The organism is Solibacillus merdavium, from assembly GCF_014836935.1.
Taxonomy (GTDB): Bacteria; Bacillota; Bacilli; order Bacillales_A; family Planococcaceae; genus Solibacillus; species Solibacillus ferritrahens.
On record NZ_JACSPW010000007.1, the window covers coordinates 177,506 to 198,388 of the forward strand.

At 36.7% G+C, this 20,883-nt stretch carries 22 protein-coding genes; 14 read left to right on the top strand and 8 right to left on the bottom strand.

All coding sequences use genetic code 11. The annotated features are described in order from the left end of the window. The first annotated feature begins 23 nt into the window (after window positions 1-23). From H9632_RS09395 to H9632_RS09410, 4 genes are all read left to right on the top strand, one after another. Window positions 24-1,229, top strand: a complete 1,206-nt coding sequence (locus H9632_RS09395; RefSeq protein WP_191703851.1) for an EAL-associated domain-containing protein — start codon at window positions 24-26, stop codon at window positions 1,227-1,229. Between the two features lie 155 nt (window positions 1,230-1,384). Beyond that, window positions 1,385-2,596 (top strand): NAD(P)/FAD-dependent oxidoreductase, encoded by a 1,212-nt coding sequence (locus H9632_RS09400; protein WP_191703852.1) that lies wholly within the window; start codon window positions 1,385-1,387, stop codon window positions 2,594-2,596. An 80-nt stretch (window positions 2,597-2,676) separates the two neighbouring features. Next, entirely contained in the window at window positions 2,677-3,174 is a 498-nt protein-coding gene (locus H9632_RS09405; RefSeq protein ID WP_191703853.1) for an NUDIX domain-containing protein, read from the top strand. Between the two features lie 141 nt (window positions 3,175-3,315). After that, complete coding sequence (locus H9632_RS09410; RefSeq protein ID WP_191703854.1) at window positions 3,316-3,642, top strand: YuiB family protein; 327 nt, start codon at window positions 3,316-3,318, stop codon at window positions 3,640-3,642. 52 nt (window positions 3,643-3,694) lie between these two features. Here the strand turns inward: H9632_RS09410 and H9632_RS09415 are convergent, their stop codons facing one another. Continuing rightward, entirely contained in the window at window positions 3,695-4,186 is a 492-nt protein-coding gene (locus H9632_RS09415) for a divergent PAP2 family protein (RefSeq protein WP_318247689.1), read from the bottom strand. 144 nt (window positions 4,187-4,330) lie between these two features. Between H9632_RS09415 and H9632_RS09420 the strand changes: the two genes are divergently transcribed. The 3 genes from H9632_RS09420 (at window position 4,331) to H9632_RS09430 (ending at window position 6,820) form a co-directional block, all read left to right on the top strand. After that, window positions 4,331-5,830 carry a leucyl aminopeptidase gene (locus H9632_RS09420; protein WP_191703855.1) on the top strand — a complete coding sequence of 500 codons (1,500 nt, stop codon included), beginning with the start codon at window positions 4,331-4,333 and terminating at the stop codon, window positions 5,828-5,830. A gap of 118 nt (window positions 5,831-5,948) precedes the next feature. Next, window positions 5,949-6,161, top strand: a complete 213-nt coding sequence (locus tag H9632_RS09425; RefSeq protein WP_191703856.1) for a hypothetical protein — start codon at window positions 5,949-5,951, stop codon at window positions 6,159-6,161. A 98-nt stretch (window positions 6,162-6,259) separates the two neighbouring features. Further along, the gene (locus H9632_RS09430) at window positions 6,260-6,820 is read left to right on the top strand and encodes a YufK family protein (protein ID WP_191703873.1); all 561 of its coding nucleotides are present in this window, start codon (window positions 6,260-6,262) and stop codon (window positions 6,818-6,820) included. 91 nt (window positions 6,821-6,911) lie between these two features. On the opposite strand, the gene H9632_RS09435 is transcribed toward H9632_RS09430, so the two are convergent. Next, window positions 6,912-8,762, bottom strand: a complete 1,851-nt coding sequence (locus H9632_RS09435; protein WP_191703857.1) for a transglycosylase domain-containing protein — start codon at window positions 8,760-8,762, stop codon at window positions 6,912-6,914. A 101-nt stretch (window positions 8,763-8,863) separates the two neighbouring features. Beyond that, entirely contained in the window at window positions 8,864-10,081 is a 1,218-nt protein-coding gene (locus H9632_RS09440; protein ID WP_191703858.1) for an MFS transporter, read from the bottom strand. A gap of 188 nt (window positions 10,082-10,269) precedes the next feature. On the opposite strand from H9632_RS09440, the gene H9632_RS09445 reads away from it, so the two are divergent. Both H9632_RS09445 and H9632_RS09450 read left to right on the top strand, forming a co-directional pair. Continuing rightward, window positions 10,270-10,857: a peptidylprolyl isomerase gene (locus H9632_RS09445; RefSeq protein ID WP_191703859.1), complete on the top strand. Its 588-nt coding sequence runs from the start codon at window positions 10,270-10,272 to the stop codon at window positions 10,855-10,857. A 22-nt stretch (window positions 10,858-10,879) separates the two neighbouring features. Then, entirely contained in the window at window positions 10,880-11,125 is a 246-nt protein-coding gene (locus H9632_RS09450; RefSeq protein WP_318247690.1) for a hypothetical protein, read from the top strand. A gap of 53 nt (window positions 11,126-11,178) precedes the next feature. Here H9632_RS09450 and H9632_RS09455 read toward each other — a convergent pair whose 3' ends face one another. Then, on the bottom strand, window positions 11,179-12,354 hold the full coding sequence (locus H9632_RS09455; protein WP_191703860.1) for a MalY/PatB family protein: 1,176 nt from the start codon (window positions 12,352-12,354) through the stop codon (window positions 11,179-11,181). A gap of 79 nt (window positions 12,355-12,433) precedes the next feature. Between H9632_RS09455 and H9632_RS09460 the strand changes: the two genes are divergently transcribed. After that, a complete protein-coding gene (locus H9632_RS09460) occupies window positions 12,434-12,694 on the top strand; it encodes a DUF1871 family protein (RefSeq protein WP_191703861.1) in 261 nt (86 codons plus the stop codon). A gap of 16 nt (window positions 12,695-12,710) precedes the next feature. On the opposite strand, the gene H9632_RS09465 is transcribed toward H9632_RS09460, so the two are convergent. Both H9632_RS09465 and H9632_RS09470 read right to left on the bottom strand, forming a co-directional pair. Beyond that, window positions 12,711-12,938, bottom strand: coding sequence for a helix-turn-helix domain-containing protein (locus tag H9632_RS09465; protein ID WP_191703862.1), 228 nt, complete (start codon window positions 12,936-12,938; stop codon window positions 12,711-12,713). 126 nt (window positions 12,939-13,064) lie between these two features. Next, window positions 13,065-14,393 carry a sodium-dependent transporter gene (locus tag H9632_RS09470; protein WP_191703863.1) on the bottom strand — a complete coding sequence of 443 codons (1,329 nt, stop codon included), beginning with the start codon at window positions 14,391-14,393 and terminating at the stop codon, window positions 13,065-13,067. Between the two features lie 246 nt (window positions 14,394-14,639). On the opposite strand from H9632_RS09470, the gene yugI reads away from it, so the two are divergent. From yugI to H9632_RS09485, 3 genes are all read left to right on the top strand, one after another. Continuing rightward, window positions 14,640-15,014 (top strand): S1 domain-containing post-transcriptional regulator GSP13, encoded by a 375-nt coding sequence (gene yugI / locus H9632_RS09475; RefSeq protein WP_191699868.1) that lies wholly within the window; start codon window positions 14,640-14,642, stop codon window positions 15,012-15,014. Window positions 15,015-15,241: 227 nt separating this feature from the next. After that, window positions 15,242-16,486 (top strand): Glu/Leu/Phe/Val family dehydrogenase, encoded by a 1,245-nt coding sequence (locus H9632_RS09480; protein ID WP_191703864.1) that lies wholly within the window; start codon window positions 15,242-15,244, stop codon window positions 16,484-16,486. 68 nt (window positions 16,487-16,554) lie between these two features. Continuing rightward, on the top strand, window positions 16,555-17,718 hold the full coding sequence (locus H9632_RS09485) for an iron-containing alcohol dehydrogenase (RefSeq protein ID WP_191703865.1): 1,164 nt from the start codon (window positions 16,555-16,557) through the stop codon (window positions 17,716-17,718). Between the two features lie 61 nt (window positions 17,719-17,779). On the opposite strand, the gene H9632_RS09490 is transcribed toward H9632_RS09485, so the two are convergent. Both H9632_RS09490 and H9632_RS09495 read right to left on the bottom strand, forming a co-directional pair. After that, window positions 17,780-18,769, bottom strand: coding sequence for a cation diffusion facilitator family transporter (locus H9632_RS09490; RefSeq protein ID WP_191703866.1), 990 nt, complete (start codon window positions 18,767-18,769; stop codon window positions 17,780-17,782). A gap of 13 nt (window positions 18,770-18,782) precedes the next feature. Continuing rightward, window positions 18,783-19,502, bottom strand: a complete 720-nt coding sequence (locus tag H9632_RS09495) for an MgtC/SapB family protein (protein WP_191703867.1) — start codon at window positions 19,500-19,502, stop codon at window positions 18,783-18,785. Between the two features lie 142 nt (window positions 19,503-19,644). On the opposite strand from H9632_RS09495, the gene H9632_RS09500 reads away from it, so the two are divergent. Then, window positions 19,645-20,535: a DMT family transporter gene (locus H9632_RS09500; RefSeq protein WP_191703868.1), complete on the top strand. Its 891-nt coding sequence runs from the start codon at window positions 19,645-19,647 to the stop codon at window positions 20,533-20,535. Window positions 20,536-20,883 lie beyond the last annotated feature (348 nt).

Sequence of the window (20,883 nt, forward strand, 5' to 3'; positions counted from 1 at the left end):
CCATACTGCTAGGGGGCATTGAGGTGAGTGTATTAGAGTTATTGGATAAGCTTGATCAAATCGAAATTTTATATGAGCCGATCTATAGTGCAGATGGACATCGCGTAATCGCATATGAAGTAATTGGTCAAGTGGAAAGCGAAAATGATGTAATTAATATAGAAAAATTCACATATGAAAAAGATGTTCCTGCCGATATTAGAGCAGAAATCGAGCAATTATTTGTCCGGAGATCTTTGCAGGCAGTTACGGATTTAATCGATGATTTTGGTTTATACATTCCATGCAATCCAGAATTGCTTATGCTTGATTTTGGCGAAAGCTACTTTTCAATGTTAAAGGAATTAGTTGTAGAATCTAATTTATCGAATATTACACTTGTAATGACTGAACATAAATTTGATGGGGAAATGAATCAACTTCAACATCTTATCCGTTATATAAAGACATATGGCATTAAAATTGCGTTTGCAGAAGTCGGGTCTCAAACACAGCTCGAAAATATATTGCTGCTTGAGCCATCCATTTTAAAATTGAATGTAGGTCAGCTGAATTACAATTTATGGGGTGCACAAAATCATGCCTTTTCTACAATTCGTACACTCGCTGTAAAGATGGGCACTCAATTATTAATTGAAAATATTGAAACTGTATATCAATTGCAGCATGGATGGAAAAATGGGGCCAGGTATTATAAAGGACCTTATTTACAACTTCCACAGAAGGAACTTCATGCGCGGGATTCATTAAAAGAGCGTTTCCGCAATGAGTGTGAACAATTTATTGCTACAGAGAAGAAACAGCTTCTACAAAAATATGATGAAATGAAGCGTCTGGAGCGAGTAATTTGTACAGTTGTTGAACAATTAAATCCTACGGGTACACAATATGAAAAATTATTGGAACTGGCAAAAGCTCTGGAAGATTGTACGTTCCGACTTTATATTTGCGATAATAATGGTTTCCAAACATCACCGAATATCCGATGGAATGAAGGCAAGTGGGAGATGCATCAAGAAACTATAGGGAAAAATTGGAGTTGGCGACCTTATTTCCTATTGAATATTATTAAAATGACAAAAGACAATCAGGGAGAATTGTCTTCCGTATATAGCGACATAGAAACAGGAGAATTAACACGTACCTATTCGATGGCCATTGCCAATGAAGAATTTCTATTTATAGATATCAGATATGACTATTTATATGAGCATAACATCGTTAATTAATAGAATGCTATTTACTAATTTGTTTGAAATAACCATTAAAAAACGCTACTATTAAGAGTAGTAATTTCGTAAAAAAGTAGCATATTCTAGCGTACAGCAAATAGAAAGTTTCTATAACTTGCGCTAGTACATTAAAATTAAGGGGGTTTTGATTGATGAAAAGACCGACAATTTTAGTATTAGGCGCAGGTTATGGTGGATTAACTACTACTGTTAATTTACAAAAGCTTGTCAACGCAAACGAAGCAGAGATTATTTTAGTGAACAAAAATGACTATCATTATGAAACGACATGGTTGCATGAAGTTGGGGCAGGAACGATTTCTCCTGACAAGGCGCGCTACCCTATTTCAAAAGTAATTAATCATAACGTAACCTTTGTAAAAGCAAATATTGAAAGCATCGATGTCAATACAAAAATAGTTGGTACTTCTGCCGGGGATTTCACGTATGATTATTTAGTCATTGGATTGGGCTTTGAAGGTGAAACTTTCGGTATCCCAGGTTTGAAAGAGCATGCATTATCATTAACTAATATTAATACTGCACGCCAAGTTCGCGAGCATATTGAATATCAGTTTGCTTCCTGGACATTGGATGAAGTAAAAGACGATAGCAAATTAACAATCATCGTCGGTGGAGCAGGCTTTACAGGAATTGAATTTTTGGGAGAGCTGGGTAACCGTATCCCTGAGCTATGTAAAGAATTTGATATACCTAAAGAAAAAGTACGTTTGCTCTGTGTAGAAGCAGCTTCGACAGTATTACCCGGGTTTGATCCGGAGCTTGTTGATTATGCAAAAGCACAATTATCCAAAAAGGGCGTAGAGTTTTCGATTGGGACACCAATTGTTGAAGCGACAGCAGAAGGTGTGAAAATTAGAAAAGATGAAGAAGAAATTGAATTTATTAAAGCAGGTACGGTCGTATGGGCAGCAGGAATACGAGGGAATGCTTTAGTGGAATCAAGTGGCATCGAGTCGAATCGAGCACGTATTGCTGTACGTGAAGACATGCGCGCACCAGGCTTTGATGATGTATTTATCGTAGGGGATTGTGCTTTTCTACTAAATGAAGAGGTGGGGCGTCCTTATCCGCCAACTGCGCAAATTGCGATGCAGCAAGGTGTTACCATTGCAAAAAATATTAAACATTTAATTAATGAAGAGTCTACAGAAGTATTTGTATACGATGATAAAGGTGCTGTCTGTTCATTAGGGCATGAAGATGCTATTGGGACTGCATTTGATCGTAAATTTACCGGTAAGCCGGCATCTGCATTAAAAAAAGTAGTTGATGACCGTGCCCTGTATTTAGTTGGTGGTGTAGGCTTAACACTGAAAAAAGGGAAATTTAAATTTTTATAATCTAACTTCAAACTTGCAAACGAGTGTGCAACACTTCTTTTGCAAGTTTTTTTATCAGCATAACAAGGGGGATTTCTATTATGAAAAAGGACAGAGGGAAAGTATGGCTTGGGGTTGCTGCCATTGTTGAAAACCAAGCGGGCGAATGGCTGCTCGTAAAAAAAACTTATGGTGGCCTTAAAGGAGTTTGGTCGCTGCCAGCAGGCTTCGTTCAGGAAGCAGAAACGGTAACGGCTGCAACAATGCGTGAAGTTTTAGAGGAGACAGGTATCGTTTGTAATGTGAAAGGATTGGCAGGATTTCGATCAGGTGTGATTTTAAATGATATTAGCGATAATATGGCTATTTTTCATTGTGAGCCAATCGATAATAATCAACCGTTTCTATTACAGGAGAAAGAAATTGTTGAAGCTTGCTGGATGGCACCAGCAGATATCGTACAGCATGAATTATCATCCGTTATGTTGAAGGAGATGGCGCACCAGCAAGTTGTTAATCATATTCATCCAATCATAGAAAATATTAATCCAGGGGATGTATTCGGCTATAGCGAATATCATTTATTTTTCAAGAAATAATTACTAACTAAATTAAAAAACAATTTACTTTATGGAGAAGTATTGACAATTTTAATCTCCTGTTCATTATTATGGATGTTGAATTGAAAGTACCCACTATATCATGTAAAATTATGAGAGGTTATTGGGGGTATACATAACATGAATGATGTTTCATTAGTACAGTTAATCATTTCAATCGTTTTATTTTTTGTCATGTTTTTCGGAATCGGATTTTTATTGAATATGTTATTGCGTATGACATGGTTAATGGCCATTGTTTATCCGGTTGTCGTAATTTTTATTATTGATGAGGTAAGGTTTTTAGATTATATCTTTAAACCTAGTATGGCATTTTCTGCACTATTAGATAAAATTCAGGCATTACAGCTCGTTGATATATTAATTTTAGCGGGTGGCTTCGGAGGCGCAATTGTAGCGGGATTCGTTATGATCGCTCTTCGAAAGGCAGGTTATCGGATGTTTTAAAAATAAAAAATGGTCTGTTAAAAGAAATCTAAACTTTTAACAGATCCTTTTTTTATAACCCTTGAACACTATACCAGATTAATGCGAGCGCAATTCCAGCAAGTCCCCCAATGAAAACTTCACTTTTTTTATGACCTAATAATGTTTTTAAATCTTCTATTTTTTCTTGCTCATTCATTTCAGGCCAACGTTTGATTTCATCAAAAAATAGCTGAAGGTCATGTCGGATTTCGTTTAATACCGCTGCATGTTGTCCAGCCTGAAAGCGTACATGACTCGCATCATACATTACAACCCCGGCTAACATTGCGGCAACAGCAAAAGTTACAGAATCAAAGCCAGCCTCAATACCAACTGCAGTGGCAATGCTCGTCACAGCAGCAGAATGGGAACTAGGCATACCTCCTGTAGAAGTTAGCAGGCTCCAGTCAAACTTTTTAGTGATAATAAAATTAATCGGAACCTTTAATATTTGTGCAAAAACAATTGCGAAAATCCCGAGCCAAAGTGGCGTATTTTGCAGAAGTTCGATAATTACACCCACTTTCTCATAATTGCCATAATTATATCATTTTTCCTATGTTGGATTGAATTTAAACTCATAGAAAAATAAAATAATTGTTTATTTCGTTACCCGAATTAACTGATTTTGTATATAATAAAGCTATACTATAGGAGGTTTTACAATATGAATATTGAAGCAAAGGCAAGAACATTTGAAACACAGACTTCTGAGACGTTAATCATCGGTGTACAAAAGCACCGCGAGCAAATGAAAAACTGGTCAACTTTTAGTGATTTTTATGGAGAGACAATTAATACATGGCTTCATGCTGGAGAGATTTCAACAGATTCTAAAACAATTACGAAATTGCCGTTTTCAGGAAATCATACATCACTAAAGCGTATTTATTTTGTTGGTCTAGGTGAGCGCAAACATATGACAGCAAATGAACTACGTGAAGCATTTGCAACGGTAGGAAAAGAATTAAAAGCGGCAAAAGTGAGTGATATCGCAATATGGGTAGAATCATTTACTACAGACCAATTTGAAGAAACAGAAGTCGCGTATTTAGCTGGAGAAGGGTTAAACTTAGGCTACTATACAACATTAAGCTATAAAACTACTTCTAATGAACCAAACACTTACTTAGATCAAGTTCAATTTGTGACAGAGGCGAACATAGAGGATGTTGTAGAAAACTTCGAGATAGGGAAAGTATATGCAGACGCAGTAAATGAAGCGCGTACTTTAATTAACCTCCCACCGAATTTACTAACAGCGACTGATTTAGCTGATTATGCAACAGAGCTTGCTAATATTTATGATCTGGAAGTAGAAATCTTAAATAAAACACAGCTAGAAGAATTAGGTATGGGTGGTATTTTATCTGTCAACAAAGGTTCTGTAGAAGAGCCCCGTTTAATTACGATTAAATATCAGGGCAAACCGGAGTGGGAAGACGTAATTGGTTTTGTCGGCAAAGGTGTCACATACGACACAGGCGGCTATTCTTTAAAACCTCGTGACGGTATGGTTGGTATGAAAGGTGATATGGGTGGTGCTGCAGCCGTACTTGGTGCGATGCGTATAATTGGCGAAACACGTCCAAAGCAAAATGTAGTGGCAGTTATCGGTTCGACAGACAATATGGTGTCAGGGGAAGCGTTTAAACCGGATGATGTCATTACAATGTACAATGGAAAAACAGTTGAAGTACTTAATACTGATGCGGAGGGGCGTTTAGTATTGGCGGATGCCATGACATATGCTAAACAGCAAGGTGCCAACTACTTAATCGATGTTGCGACTTTAACGGGCGGAGTAATTGTTGCACTTGGAAAAGATAAAACGGGTGCTTTAACAAACGACGAGGAGTTTTTCGAAGAGTTTATGGAAGCGGCGATAGAAACAGGCGAATTTGTTTGGCGATTACCATTAACAGAAAGCGATAAAAAGCGTATTCGAAAATCAGAAGTCGCGGATTTAAATAACTCTCCAGGACGTGATGGTCATATGATTTTCGGTGGTGGCTTTGTTGGGGAATTTGCTGAAGGAACGCCATGGATTCACCTTGATATTGCAGGTACATCAGATGCGGGTGCACCACATGCTTTAGGACCAAAAGGTGGAACTGGCGTCATGGTACGTACGTTAGCTACATTAGTAGAGCTGCGCGATAATTAATATATTGAGAAGAAGTCCTGTAGGTATAAAACTTACAGGACATCTTTTATTTTTAGGCAATTGACTAACGGCCCTATAAATTATGAATACACTATTCATAAGGGAGGAGGACATAAACATGGTTAATCGTAACCCATATAATAATGCAGGGTTTGTATATCCATTTGGTGTTCCGTTTTTAGGTAGTTTTCTAGGAGGCTTTTTAGGGGGGTCACTTAATAACAGGTACTCACCTAATTACCCACCATACGGACCATACCCACCAAATTATCCACCGAATTACTACTACCCACCTTATAATTATCCACCATACCGACGACGTTATTGGTAAACAGGCAATAATTATAGGTAAAGACATACTTGCTCGTAACAGTATTGTTGGCTATGATGGAAGAAGGAAATATTACGATTTTTGAGGGAAATAAAATTATGAAAAACCCATATTTATATGGCTACTTACCATTAATTACAATCATTTTATTTAGCTTTTCATTCAGTATGTTTGCTATATCTGAATCCTTACAATTACTTCACGCGATTGGTGTATACAACGGTATGCGTGAGTTTTTATCGGATTTGGAATTGCGTTTCGTACTACTGATTGTATTTGCACTTTTATTTTTTATGCTATTCTCAGCGTTAAAGCTTATAGGAGAAACTGTCCATGAGCTAGGAATGTTATTTTTCTCAAAAGATAAAGAGGGGCAAACAATTCATGTAGCTCGTGGTGGATATGTTATCTTCTTTTTCGGAGCATTTGCTTCTATCATCGGATTTCAATCATTACCCATTCTAGTCATAGTTTTTTTAATAACAGTATTTTGTTATTTTATTTACAATGTCTATAAAATGAGTCAGTATATGTCCATTGCAGGTGTGATTGGCTTAATTTTTTTTGAAATAATTACATGGTCAGTATTATTGGCGTTAATCGTCTATGCGATTGTTAAGCTCTACAATGGAATACTTGCGGGTTTGCCATTTGCATAAAATTAAAAAAGCTTGTTAGCATTTTAGCGGGGGAGGTGCGCTATACAATAGTTAACAAGCTTTTTTATATTATTTTGCTGTTTCTACATACTTAATCTGTTATCGCATTAAATATTGAAAAATGAATTTTAGAACTTTCAATTGAGTCCATTGATCGAGGTTTGTCATATCCAATCCAAATAGCCGTTGTATAATCTTTTGTTAGCCCTGCTACCCAGTAATCTTTAAATGCATTTGTCGTACCTGTTTTCGCGCCGACATAGCCTGAAGCACTATAAAGACCACGCGCAGTACCACTTGTTACAGTTGCATTCAATAAATCACGCATCGTTTTCGTCGTTGTTGCAGACCAAATTTCCTCACGATCACGAGACCAGCTATAAAGCACTTTTCCTGTTAAGTCTGTCACTTTACGGATGCTACGTACAGGTGAGTAAAAGCCATCAATAAAGCTAGAATAGGCATCGGCCAGTTCAAGTGATGTTACCCCATATGTTAATCCACCCAATGCTGCCGCATAAGTATGATCTTTGTCCACTATTGATTGAAAGCCGAATCGATCTATATAAGAAAAAGCTGTATCGACTCCAACCGTATTAAAAATTCGGAGTGCACTTGTGTTGATACTATTTTTGAAAGCTGTTTCAACAGTTACATTGTTATACCAAATGCGGCCGTAATTTTCTGGACAAAAGTTGCCAATACAATACGGACCACCATTTATAATCGAATTTTTCGTACCGGTAGTCGTTTCAAAATAAGGTGCAAATACACTAATCGGTTTAAATGCAGAGCCTGGCTGTCTAGGTGCTTGGTAAGCGCGGTGTAAATCGTGCTTTTTATAATCTTTGCCACCAAAAATACTGACAACTTCCCGTGTTTCATTATCAATAACAGTTGCACTTGCCTGTAAATCGGTATTCGGTAAGATACGATTGATCGCTATTTCATCTTGACGCTGTTTTTCCGGTTGAAGTGCTGTATATACATTGATACCTTGACGTAGTATCAAATCAATTTTCTTTTGAAGCTCTAATTGTAAAAATTCCTTTTCCATTTTATCTGAAGTCTTGTCAATAAGTTCGCGATAGCCAGTTTGCTCTGCGATAAGCCACTTTAGCTCCTGCAAGACGAATGTGCTGTAACTAGGATATTGTTGAGTCTTTTGTTTTACTTCCAATTGAATTATTTCATCTTTATAGGCAGTCGCTTCTGTTGCAGTAATAGCACCATGTTCCGTGAGCTTATCGATTAATCGTTCTTGGCGATTTTTTGTGTTTTCAAAATGATGAATAGGATCGTATAAGGATGGGCTATTAGGAATTGCTGCGATAAAAGCAATTTCAGCAAGCGAAAGCTTTGTTAACGGGCGATTAAAATAATAAGTTGCCGCAGCCCCGATTCCATAAACTTGATTGCTAAAATACATTTCGTTTAAATACATTTCAAGAATTTCATCTTTTGAATAGGTCTTTTCTATTTCATATGCATAAAAAAGCTCCATTAATTTCCGTTCATATGTTTTGTCTGTAGACAAATAGCGCATTCTTACAAGCTGTTGCGTAATGGTAGACCCACCTTGTTGAATGGATTGTTCGGACGTATTAGCAATAAATGCCCGAGCTATGGCACTTACGTCAAAACCAATATGATTGTAAAAGTTTTCATCTTCACTATAAATAAATAGCTGTTTTACTATTTCAGGTATTTCATTCAAGGCAAGGGGCTGTGACCATTCTGTATATTCTTCGCTGAAAATATCCTTATTAGCATCATATAAATTGATTGGTAATGTTGAGACGACTTCAGGAAGCTCAATAGATTGTGTGATTAGTTGTTCATGTTGTCTGGCTTTCCCTATTTCCTTCCATACTTCACTACCGATTAATAGGAGTAAAGGGATGCTACATAAAATGACTATGTAGCCGAATGTTTGTTTCATCTTTTAATCGGCCCCCATATGTATATGTTCACCAACATCTAACGAAATTTAATTTTCACTAGATGTTGTATTCTAAAAAAGAATACCATATTCATATAGATTTAAGCATGGTTTTTTAAGAGCTCCTTCATATTTTGCTCAGGTAGTTTTTTCAAAAATGACATGACAATAAACGCGATTAAAAATAATAAGCTAGTTGAATAGAATACTGAGTGAATACCGCCGATACTAGCAACTACTCCGCCCAAAACCGGTCCCAGAATATTGCCAAGGAAACGGAAACTTTGATTGTAGCCCATAATTTCCCCTTGAACCTCGATTGGAGCTTCCCGGCGAATAAGAGCAGAAGTGATTGGAATAAGCCCTCCTGAAACAATTCCGAATAAAAAGCGCAATCCAATTAACTGCCATAACTCTGTTACAAAAGCTTGGGGAATAATGATTATTACAGCAACGATTAATAAATAGGATAATATTTTTTCATAGCCGTAATGGTCACTTAATTTCCCCCAAAACCTGGCAAAGCAAATATTTCCGAGCCCTGCAGCACTAAAAGTAATACCCGCAAGCAATGCGACTTCCTGTGAAGGAGTAAGCTCTGAAACATAGAGTGACAGCAAAGGCTGAATACTAAAGTTTCCGATTTGAATTAATGTTGTTACAAGCATGACGTTTATAATTAATCGATGATGAAAAATTGCCCAAATCACATTCTTGCTTGCGTAAATTGCATTTTTTGTTTTACGTACAATGGTCGGTTCATGAATACCCACAATGATAATTACCGCCGCAATACCAATCGCAACTGCCGTAATAATAAATGTATATTTAAAGCCAAATGTATCTGCCATTAGTCCACCTAAAACAGGACCAAATAATGTCCCGCCAACGCTCCCCATTTGCAGAGTGCCTAACGTTTTTCCAGCAACTTCTTTTGGCGTATGCCTACTTATAAAGGCGATAGAAGTTGGAATAAAGCCGGTTACGACACCCATCACTAACCTTAATACGAAAAATTGCTCAACATTTTGGACGTAACCCATCAAAAAAATACTTGTTGCTACACCAAAGCAGTTAATAATCATAATGGGTTTGTACCCGTACTTGTCCGCTATTCTCCCCCAAATAGGTGACATTAAAAATGCCGTAACAAAGGTCGCAGCGAAGATTAAACCAGCCCACGTTTGAACGTAGTCGTCTGAAAAATCTCCTAACGTATCAATATATAAAGACAAAAACGGCATGATCATCGTAGCGGCCGCTGCAACTATAAAATTTGCTACTAAAATGATGATGAAATTATGTCTCATATTTTTCAAATTAATCACATTCTTCCATAATATTTGTAATATAGTATAACTTATTTCGTAATACGAAGGAAGTCCTTCACATGTTATTAGCTTAAAATAACAGAGTTATGGTAAACTGAAACTTGGTAGAAAAGGGGAAGTTCGGTTCTATTACCTATACCCAACCATTCCATAATTTATTTAAAGGAGAGACAAAAATGTTTCCACAATTATCAAAAGAATTAAATCCAGGCGAAGTAATGGTAGAAATGAACACAACAATGGGTTCAATCAAAATTAAATTATTCCCAGAGCACGCACCAAAAACAGTTGAAAACTTTTTAGGTCACGCGAAATCAGGTTATTATAACGGTATTATTTTCCACCGTGTTATTCCAAAGTTCATGATTCAAGGTGGCGACCCTACTGGTACAGGTATGGGCGGAGAATCAATCTGGGGCGGTACATTCGAAGATGAGTGTGTTCCTGAATTATTAAATATCCGTGGTGCTTTATCAATGGCTAATGCTGGCCCAGGCACAAACGGTTCTCAATTCTTCATCGTACAAGCACCACAAGTAGAAGTATCTATGCTAAAACAAATGGAAGTACGCGGTTGGTCGAAGGAAGATGTAGAAGTATACAAGAAAAACGGTGGTACGCCATGGTTGGACGGTAAACATACTGTATTCGGACAAGTAGTGGAAGGTATGGATGTTGTTGACAAAATTACGAACGTTGACCGAAATATGCACGATAAACCAAAAGAAGATGTTAAGATTGAGTCAATCACTGTAATTGACTAAATTTTAAAGGAAGTGTGAGCACGTGAACCAATTTTTAATGAATTTCTCTGGTGGCTTTTTGTATTTTCCGGAAGACAAATCACTATATCTTCCCGCTGCAATTGAATTCGCAATCTTACTGATTATTGTTTTTGCTACATTCCGTTTTATTCGTCGTATCGCTGCTCGCCAAGCTGCACAAGCAAAAGTTTTAGAAGAACGCGCATTAAAGGAACGTAATGAGCGTATGGCTAAAGAACAGGCATCGGAACAGTTACAAAAACAATAATCATAATGTAGAAGGGGCTATCCGAAAATTTTCCGGATAGCCCCTTTATTTTGTTATTTAAATGTTTGCAAAGTCTTTTTAATGCGTTCAACACCATCTTTTAACGTATCAAATGGACATGCAACATTGATTCGTAAAAAGCCTCGACCTGCTTCAGTGTATTTCGTACCAGGATCTAGAGCAACTTGTCCGATTGTTAGAAGTCGATTCATCATTTCCTTTTCTTCAATGCCAGTTGCGCGGTAATCTATCCACATTAAATAGGTTGCATCAGGAATTTTTACAGTAATTCCTTCAATCGCATTTAATTCTTGTGCAACATATTCCATATTATTTTTTAAGTATAAAAGCAGTTCATCTAACCATGCGCCACCATCATTATAGACAGATTTTACAGCGGTGCATGCAAAAGTATTTAAGCCGAGGTTTCCATGTGCCTGCGAGTTTTTTCCGAGAGCTGTAAATAACTCTTTATTAGGCGCAACAATCATTGCAGCGTGAATGCCCGCTATATTAAATGTTTTTGTAGGCGCAATACAAGTAATGATTTTTGCTTCATCAGCATTTGCCAACGTTAAAATAGGTGTATAGGCTTTCTGAATTAAAATGTCTGCATGAATTTCATCGGATAATAAATACACATCATATTGAATACATAATGCGACAAGCTGTTCAAGTTCTTGACGCCCCCAAACAATACCTGCTGGATTATGTGGATTACATAGAATAAACATTTTAACACCAGTACGGAAAACTTCTTCTAGTGTCTCGAAATTAATTGTATAAATTCCATTCTTTTCTGTTAAGTCGCAAGTCACGACTTCCCGCATCTGGTCTTTTGGGACATTGAAGAATGGGGGATATGCCGGAGTAGACATGGCAATTTTGTCTCCCACTTCTGTGAATGTCTCAATTATTGTAGCAATTGCAGGCACTACACCAGGTTGGAATAGAATGGTAGTTGGATCAATTCGCCACTCATGACGTGTTTCAAACCATTTGACGATTGCATCTTTTACATCGTCGTTCGCAAATGTATAGCCGAATACAGGATGCTCCAAGCGTTCCTTTATAGCCTGGATCATTGCTGGGGGAGGGGGGAAATCCATATCAGCCACCCACATTGGTAAAATATTTGAAGTATCATCTAAATTGTATACAACATTCATCATATCCCATTTAATTGAATTGGAATTTCGACGCTCATGAATTTCGTTAAAAAAAGTCATAATAAACCTCTTTTCTATAGAATTTATTTTTACTTATGTTATCATACAACTATTATAAGAGAGTATTAAGGTGAGGGAAATGGAAAATATTGAAATGAATCAAAAGTGTGTTCATATATTACAAAACTGGGATCCATTCGGATTTGGTATTAATAGCTATGATACGGAGACAGCTGATGTTGTAGCCGCATTACAAGGAATAGATGATCCAACAGAGCTGGCAAAAGTAATTCAAAAAGTTTATGAATATTCATTTGAACAATGGATTCCTTTTGAACGCTGTGTAGCTATTGCATATAAATTAATTGCTGTAAAATTCGAAGCGAAATGCATAATTTAAAAAAAGCGAGCGACCTTTAGCTGAGGCCGCTCGCTTTTAAATTTAAGCCATCCATTAAATTTGATACAGGTACTTCCAAAATCGTCGATAATAATAATATTGTCTGCGTCGAAGGGATTTGGTCACCTTTTTCATAGGCTGTCAGCTTTTCAATGCCTACTTGTGTCTTTTTTGAAAGATCTTCAATGGATAAGTTTTTTTCTAGACGCAATATTTTTAACTGTTCATGAAGCTGTAATTTCACTTGGTGCACATCCTTCCAATATATTCTTTTTATTTAATTATAATATGTAGAACTATTGATGAAATCACCTTTTTATGACAAAAATAAAAAACTTGTTCGAAATTTAATTCGAACAAGTCCTTAAAATTAGCTAAAGAAAACTTTATTAATAAAAATAGCAACGATGGAGATAGGTGCTAAATAGCGTACGATGAATAGCCAGACCGTATATAAAATTGGCGATGCCTGGATTTCTTCACGTGAAATTTTCTTGGAATAATGGTATCCAGCAAATAGCGAAGTTAAAAGGGCACCAATTGGCATTAAAATCGCACTCGTTACATAATCCACAAAGTCGAAAATAGAGCGATCAAAAATCGATATGTCGGACAGAATACCAAATGATAACGCACTTGGAATACCTACGATAAAAATGATGGCAGCAAATAACGTAGATGCTTTTTTACGTTGCTCTGTTTTTTCGCGTATACCAATTGAAACAACTACTTCTAATAAGGCGATGGAAGAAGTGACAGTGGCAAAGAGCAATAAGATGAAAAAGACAAGCAATAAAAAACTACCGAACGGCAATTGCTCAAATACTGCAGGAATCATAATGAAGACTAAGCCAGGTCCTTCTGTAGGAGAAAAGCCAAGTGCAAAAACTGCCGGGAAAATTACAAGACCCGCTAATAATGATATCGCAATGTTCAACGTTGCAACATTCATAGCCGAAGTTACGATTTTTTCTTTTCTAGATAGATAAGATGCGTAAGTAATCATCGCAGCGACGCCAATACTTAGTGAAAAGAAGGCCTGTCCTAATGCTAAAATTAATGTCTCACCATTTAAATAGGACCAATCAGGAATAAACATGAATTTTACACCTTCAAAGGCTCCTTCTAATGTAATCGAACGGATAAATAGCAAGATGAAAAAAATGAACAATAATGGCATCATCCATTTACTAGCCGATTCGATTCCGTTTTTAATGCCGGCTTGGACGATAACTAAAGTCAAAATCATAAAGCATGCCTGTGCAATTAGGACTTCCATTGGATTTGAAATAATATCCGTAAATAATGCGCCAAAGTCATTCCCTTGACCAGTAAGGGAAAATGTAGTTGCTCTGACAATATAGCTCAATATCCAGCCACCAACGACACTATAAAACGATAGGATGAGTCCACATGCAACTAGCCCGATCCATCCAATCATAAACCAAGGCTTTCCTGGTGCCTGCTCTTTAAAAGAGGTAATCGGATCTTTTTGACCTCTTCGTCCAATCATAAACTCAGCAATTAAAATCGGTAACCCGATCAAAACTGTACATAATACAAATAATAAAATAAAAACACTACCACCATTTGTTCCCGCCATATAAGGGAACTTCCAAATAGCTCCAAGACCGATTGCGCTACCTGCAGCAGCCAATATAAATCCAATCTTAGATGTAAATTGATCTCTAGATGACAAAAGACAACCTCCTCATGTGTATGCAAATAAACATTTTACAATAATATTCGCAAATTTTGCAAAAAAGATTTAGTGAAATGATAAATTCCATGCAACAAACAATAAAATAATTTTAATTATTGGGTTTTTATTATAATTATTGATAGAAAAACGCTAGACTAATACGATTCTTTGTTACTGTAAGCTTCATATGTTATAATTTAACATGACATTTACGTATATACGAAAAGAAGGTAGGAACAAAGTATGGCAAAAAAAATTGAAGTGGGTGACGTGTTAACCGGTAAAGTAACAGGAATACAACCATACGGAGCTTTTGTTGCTTTAGATGAATTTACGCAAGGGCTTGTGCATATTTCTGAAATCACATATGGTTTTGTGAAGGATGTTAGTGAATTTTTATCCGTTGGTGATGAAATACAAGTAAAGGTTTTAGATGTAGATACAGATCAAAAAAAAATAAGCTTATCCATTCGTGAACTTCAAGAAGTACCCTTTCATCGGAAAAGGGATATGCAACCTCGCCGTTCTTTACAAGATCGGGTAGATGAAGTAGATGCAGATGGTTTTCAGATTTTAAAGGAAAAATTAAAGGACTGGATTGAACAATCTGGACATTAAATAGCACACCTCATTATATAAAAGGATAATGAGGTGTGTTTTTAAATGCGGAAAATAGGTTAATTAAGAATAAACATGGTTTAAAAAGTATTTTTTTTCATAAATTATTATTGAAATAATAAAAGTGCTTAAAATGTGACGAAATATTTAACAAACTCTGAATGAAGTATGTTACAATGTTGGCGGAAAGACACAAATACAATAATTTTAAAGAGGCGAATAATATAATGGCTGAAAATTTAAATTTATTCACATCTACTCAAGAAGTAATTCATGAGGCATTAAATAAACTAGGCTATGATGAGGCAATGTATGAATTGCTAAAGGAACCTGTCCGTATGTTAACAGTACGAATTCCTGTAAAAATGGACGACGGTACGACTAAGGTATTCACAGGTTACCGTGCACAACATAATGATGCAGTTGGTCCTACAAAGGGCGGAGTACGTTTCCACCCGATGGTTTCGGAGGAAGAAGTGAAAGCGCTTTCTATGTGGATGACATTGAAATGTGGTATTGTCGACCTTCCTTATGGTGGAGGTAAAGGCGGCGTTATTTGCGATCCTCGTGAAATGTCAATGGGTGAAATCGAACGCTTGAGTCGTGGTTATGTCCGTGCTATTAGTCAAGTAGTAGGTCCTACTAAAGATATTCCAGCTCCAGACGTGTTCACAAATGCTCAAATTATGGCTTGGATGATGGATGAGTATAGCCGTATGGATGAATTTAACTCGCCAGGATTTATCACAGGTAAACCAATTGTACTTGGAGGCTCACAGGGGCGCGATCGTGCGACGGCTGAAGGTGTAACAATTGTAATTGAGGAAGCAGCAAAAAAACGCGGGATCGAAATTAAAGGTGCACGTGTTGTTATCCAAGGCTTCGGGAATGCTGGTAGTTTCTTAGCGAAATTCATGAGCGATTTAGGAGCAAAAGTAATCGGGATTTCAGATGCGCACGGTGCATTACATGATCCTAATGGTTTGGACATTGACTATTTATTGGACCGACGTGATTCGTTCGGTACTGTAACAACACTATTTGAGAACACTATTTCAAATAAGGAACTATTGGAATTAGACTGCGATATTCTAGTGCCGGCTGCAATTGAAAATCAAATTACAGCTGACAATGCGCACCATATTAAAGCGAACATCGTTGTAGAAGCGGCAAATGGTCCAACTACTGCAGAAGCTACTAAGATTTTAACAGATCGTGGCATTCTGTTAGTGCCGGATGTTTTAGCCTCTGCAGGCGGTGTAACAGTATCCTACTTTGAATGGGTTCAGAATAATATGGGTTATTATTGGACTGAAGAAGAAGTCCGTGAGAAATTATATGCAAAAATGGTTACAGCGTTTGATAATGTATATACAACAGCGCAAAATCGCAATATTAATATGCGTTTAGCTGCCTACATGGTAGGGGTACGCCGAACTGCCGAGGCTTCTCGCTTCCGTGGATGGGTATAATCATTATAAAATAAAGTCTCACTCCCAATGTGGGGTGAGGCTTTTTTTGAAAATAGGGGGAATTATAAGTGAACAATTTTTCATTTTACAATCCGGTAAAAATACACTTTGGTAAGGGAAGTATCGAAAACTTACGAATGGAACTTCCGCAATACGGGAAAAACATTTTAATTGTATATGGCGGCGGAAGTATTAAAGCTAATGGTGTTTACGAATCAATCATGTCAATTTTGAATGATTTGGATATGAATGTATTTGAATTATCAGGTGTTGAACCGAATCCACGTGTGGAAACGGCAAGAAAAGGAATTGAAATTTGTAAGCAACATAATGTTGACATCGTATTGGCGGTAGGTGGCGGTTCGGTTATTGACTGCTCTAAATTAATTGCGGCAGGAGCTAAAGTCGAAGAAGATGCCTGGGATATTGTAACGAAGAAAGTGTTGGCATTGGAAGCATTACCTTTGGCGACTGTATTAACGTTAGCGGCAACAGCATCAGAAATGAATTCAGGATCGGTTATTACTAATTTGGAAACAAAAGAAAAGTACGGATGGGGCAGCCCTGCTGTGTTCCCTAAGTTTTCGATTTTAGATCCTTCCTATACATTTACGGTGCCTGCAAATCAAACAGTAAATGGTGTTGTAGATACGATGTCACATATCCTTGAGCAATATTTTAACAATGCGACAAACACACCGATTACAGATGAAATGAGTGAAGGGATTTTACGTACCTTAATTGAAGTTGCTCCTAAAGCTTTAGAGGATCCGTTCAATTATGAACACCGTGAAACATTGATGCTTGCAGGAACGATTGGCTTAAATGGCTTCTTATCACTAGGTTCCCGTGGTGACTGGGCGACACATAATATTGAACATGCTGTTTCAGCTTACTATGATATCGCACATGCAAGTGGTTTAGCGATTATTTTCCCTAACTGGATGAAGCACAATTTACACGTCAATCCCGCACGATTTGCAAAGTTGGCTATCAATGTATTCAATATTGATGCAACAGGCAAAACTGATGAGCAGGTTGCGATGGAAGGAATCGAGGCATTATCAGCATTTTGGACATCTATAGGTGCACCAAACCGCTTAGCAGAGTTTGAAATCGATGCAAGTCATTTTGAAGGAATGGTTGAGCATTGCCTAGTATATGGTCCATTCGGAAACTTCAATAAGCTTGAAGCAGAGGACGTACGAAAAATTTTGGAAATGTCATTATAACAATTATAAAAGGGAAGCTGGTCTGCTATTGGACCAGCTTCCCTTTAATTATAAAAATTAATTAAATCATTCCTTTTTCCGTTTCGGGCTTTGTGACAGTATGTTTCCACGCACGATCCCCGTCATCTTCATCAAAGGCCATTGTCACCTTTGTAACCCCTTTTTGGTTTAATAGTAGGGTAGTTAAATGATCTCGTACATCATCTAAATATGCGAGTGATAGACTAGGATCTGTTTCAGCAATTAATTCGACATGCAAAAATTCGCCCTCTTTTATAACTTCCAATCGTGCAATATCCTTTACGTGAGGATCTTCCATTACTAAGTTTCCGATATGAACTAGCATTTCCTCGTCTGTTTCACCAATAGCTCCACGTGCATTATCCAAAAAGACACGTCCTACTACATAAAACATCATTAAACCGATGATAATTGAAACAATTCCTTCTAATCGGTAAAAGTCTGTAAAGTATGCAATGACAATAGCCAAAAATGCAAGAAGGTTTCCTGAAGTTGCCACTAAGTCTTCCATCCAAACGAGCTTTGTAGCCGGTTTTGCGCGTTTCAGATACTTAGCCGATTGAACAATTGCAATCCCTTTACGTTCTACCCCTACTTCATGCAATACTTCTTTTGCGGCCTTGTTTAGGACGAATAATTCTAATACGAATCCGAGAGTTAATACGCCAAGTGCAATAGCTACCCCTGAAGATTCTGTAGCGGGATGTAGGAAGTGATGCCATCCTTCTTTAATTGTTTCATAAGAAAGAATAGCTACAATTAAAACAGCTCCTAAACATACTAAGTTAACAATACGCCCATATCCGTTGGGGAATCTTGGGGTTGGAGCTTTTTTCGATAACGCGGAACCGATAAATACGAAAAATTGGTTTGCAGCATCCCCGAATGAGTGCATCATCTCTGCGAACATGGCGACATTGCCAGTGAAGAAGAACGCAACCCCTTTTATAATGCCTAAAAATGAATTGACAAAAGCGGCAATTAAGGATGGTTTATTACCACCTTTTATTAACTTAAATAATTCTTCCATGCGTTTTCCTCCATTAATCTAAATACTCAATTTTAATATTTTGAACAAAATTTAGCTTTCTTAGTCGGTTATATAGCTCGATTGTATTATTTGTTTCAATAGTAGAAAACCGAATATCAATTTCGTGCAATATTTTCTCGGAGTTGGATACATCTCGAATGCTTACATTTTCAACGAACATATCATATTTCTTCATATAATCCATCAAATTATTTATATTCTCTGCTTGTTCAGTAATGATAGCTAAAGAAACTTCTCGCATTCTTAATCGTTTCGGTCCGAACTTCATCAATAGAGGGGCAAGAAGTTCAATACCTAATACGACAATAAGAACGGTAATGAATGCTTCTATATAAAAACCTGCACCAACTGCAATACCAATTGCTGCAGCCCCCCAGATCATGGCTGCTGTTGTAAGACCTGTAATGCTGTCATTGCCTTTACGTAAAATAACTCCAGCCCCTAAAAATCCAACACCACTAACAATTTGAGCGGCTAAACGTAATGGATCCATCGTAATGTTGATATCATCTCGTGCAGGCGTTGAATAAGCAGTCTCGATTGAAATGATTGTAAGCAAACAGCTAAATGTAGCAATCACCAAACTCGTTTTTAAACCGACTGGCTTCTTTTTTAATTCCCTCTCAATCCCAATGATTAAACTTAGTGTAGCCGCAAATAGTAATTTTAATAAAATTTCTGAAGTGAATTTATCGGTGGCTAACCATTCCATGTCATGATCTCCTTTCTATATAGAATGAAATTCAAACTTTATCGAAAAAAATCCTTTAATAAGGTATAGTTTGTTAAAGTTAGTATGTAAGATTGAAAATGTATCGGATACTAAACTATTTATATAGAAAGAAGGCATTTTTGTGGAAAGACCACCAATTCATCCATATATCCCAATTATGATAGGTGTAATTTCTGTTTCCCTTTCTGCAATCTTTGTAAAACTGGCTAGTGCAGATTCGGGTGTTATTGCATTTTATCGTATGTTGTTTTCAATAATAATTATGCTACCGTGGTTTTTAATGAAATATAGCCATGAAATCAAAATGCTAACAAAACGGGATTGGTTCTTTTCTTCGATAGCAGGAATCTTTTTAGCCTTTCACTTTATCTTGTGGTTTGAGTCACTAAACTACACGTCCGTTGCAAGCTCTACTGTGTTGGTTACAATGCAGCCTTTATTCGCATTTATCGGAACCTATCTGTTTTTTAAAGAGAAAATTACATTAAAGACGTTTGTGGCAGGTGCTATAGCAATTTTAGGGAGTGTCCTGATTAGTTGGGGGGACTTTCAAATTAGCGGTTCAGCACTTTTTGGTGATATTTTAGCGTTAATTGCCTGTGCATTAGTAACCGGATATTTATTGTTTGGTCAAGATGTTAGAAAGAGACTGTCACTTGTAACTTATACAGTGGTTGTTTATTCAGTAAGTACGATTACACTATTCTTTTATATTATTGTAAAAGGAGAATCATTCGGTCCATACCCAGCGATTGATTGGATGTGGTTTTTATTGTTGGCGATTATTCCTAATTTATTAGGGCATAATCTTTTTAACTGGTCATTAAAATGGGTGAGTACAAATGTAATTTCCATTGCTATTTTGTTTGAGCCTGTAGGGGCGGCACTTTTGGCGATGTATATCTTTAATGAGTATTTAACTGCTTCTCAAATAGTAGGTGGTTTAATCGTAATTTTAGGGATAATGTTATTCGTTGTTGATGTGAAAAAGATTTTTAGAAAAAAAGCTTGATTTTATACATCCTTTTAAGGTATATTATTAATTGTCCTTAAGAGGATGGTTACTTCAAAAAATATTTTGCAATAATTATTGGCTTCAGAATTTTAATGTAATATAATATTTCGAGTCAGTGAATTACTAAAAAATACATCAAAATGTTATTGACATGATAACTTTAAAATGGTAACCTTGAGAAGTTCCTTTTTGGAGCTATATGAACCTTGAAAACTGAACAAGCAACGTTAATGAAACAAGCTTCTTAAATGAAGCAAACAATAGATTATAACTTTTAATTAAGTTAAATCGCTAGCAAAGCAAATGAGCTTTCAAACTACTTTTATGGAGAGTTTGATCCTGGCT

Excerpts from the sequence above, each read along its gene's own strand:
- H9632_RS09400 (WP_191703852.1), top strand. The coding sequence starts at position 1,385 with ATGAAAAGACCGACAATTTTAGTATTAGGCGCAGGTTATGGTGGATTA.
- H9632_RS09405 (WP_191703853.1), top strand. The coding sequence starts at position 2,677 with ATGAAAAAGGACAGAGGGAAAGTATGGCTTGGGGTTGCTGCCATTGTT.
- H9632_RS09410 (WP_191703854.1), top strand. The coding sequence starts at position 3,316 with ATGAATGATGTTTCATTAGTACAGTTAATCATTTCAATCGTTTTATTT.
- H9632_RS09420 (WP_191703855.1), top strand. The coding sequence starts at position 4,331 with ATGAATATTGAAGCAAAGGCAAGAACATTTGAAACACAGACTTCTGAG.
- H9632_RS09425 (WP_191703856.1), top strand. The coding sequence starts at position 5,949 with ATGGTTAATCGTAACCCATATAATAATGCAGGGTTTGTATATCCATTT.
- H9632_RS09430 (WP_191703873.1), top strand. The coding sequence starts at position 6,260 with ATGAAAAACCCATATTTATATGGCTACTTACCATTAATTACAATCATT.
- H9632_RS09435 (WP_191703857.1), bottom strand. The coding sequence starts at position 8,762 with ATGAAACAAACATTCGGCTACATAGTCATTTTATGTAGCATCCCTTTA.
- H9632_RS09445 (WP_191703859.1), top strand. The coding sequence starts at position 10,270 with ATGTTTCCACAATTATCAAAAGAATTAAATCCAGGCGAAGTAATGGTA.
- H9632_RS09455 (WP_191703860.1), bottom strand. The coding sequence starts at position 12,354 with ATGACTTTTTTTAACGAAATTCATGAGCGTCGAAATTCCAATTCAATT.
- H9632_RS09460 (WP_191703861.1), top strand. The coding sequence starts at position 12,434 with ATGGAAAATATTGAAATGAATCAAAAGTGTGTTCATATATTACAAAAC.
- yugI (WP_191699868.1), top strand. The coding sequence starts at position 14,640 with ATGGCAAAAAAAATTGAAGTGGGTGACGTGTTAACCGGTAAAGTAACA.
- H9632_RS09480 (WP_191703864.1), top strand. The coding sequence starts at position 15,242 with ATGGCTGAAAATTTAAATTTATTCACATCTACTCAAGAAGTAATTCAT.
- H9632_RS09490 (WP_191703866.1), bottom strand. The coding sequence starts at position 18,769 with ATGGAAGAATTATTTAAGTTAATAAAAGGTGGTAATAAACCATCCTTA.
- H9632_RS09495 (WP_191703867.1), bottom strand. The coding sequence starts at position 19,502 with ATGGAATGGTTAGCCACCGATAAATTCACTTCAGAAATTTTATTAAAA.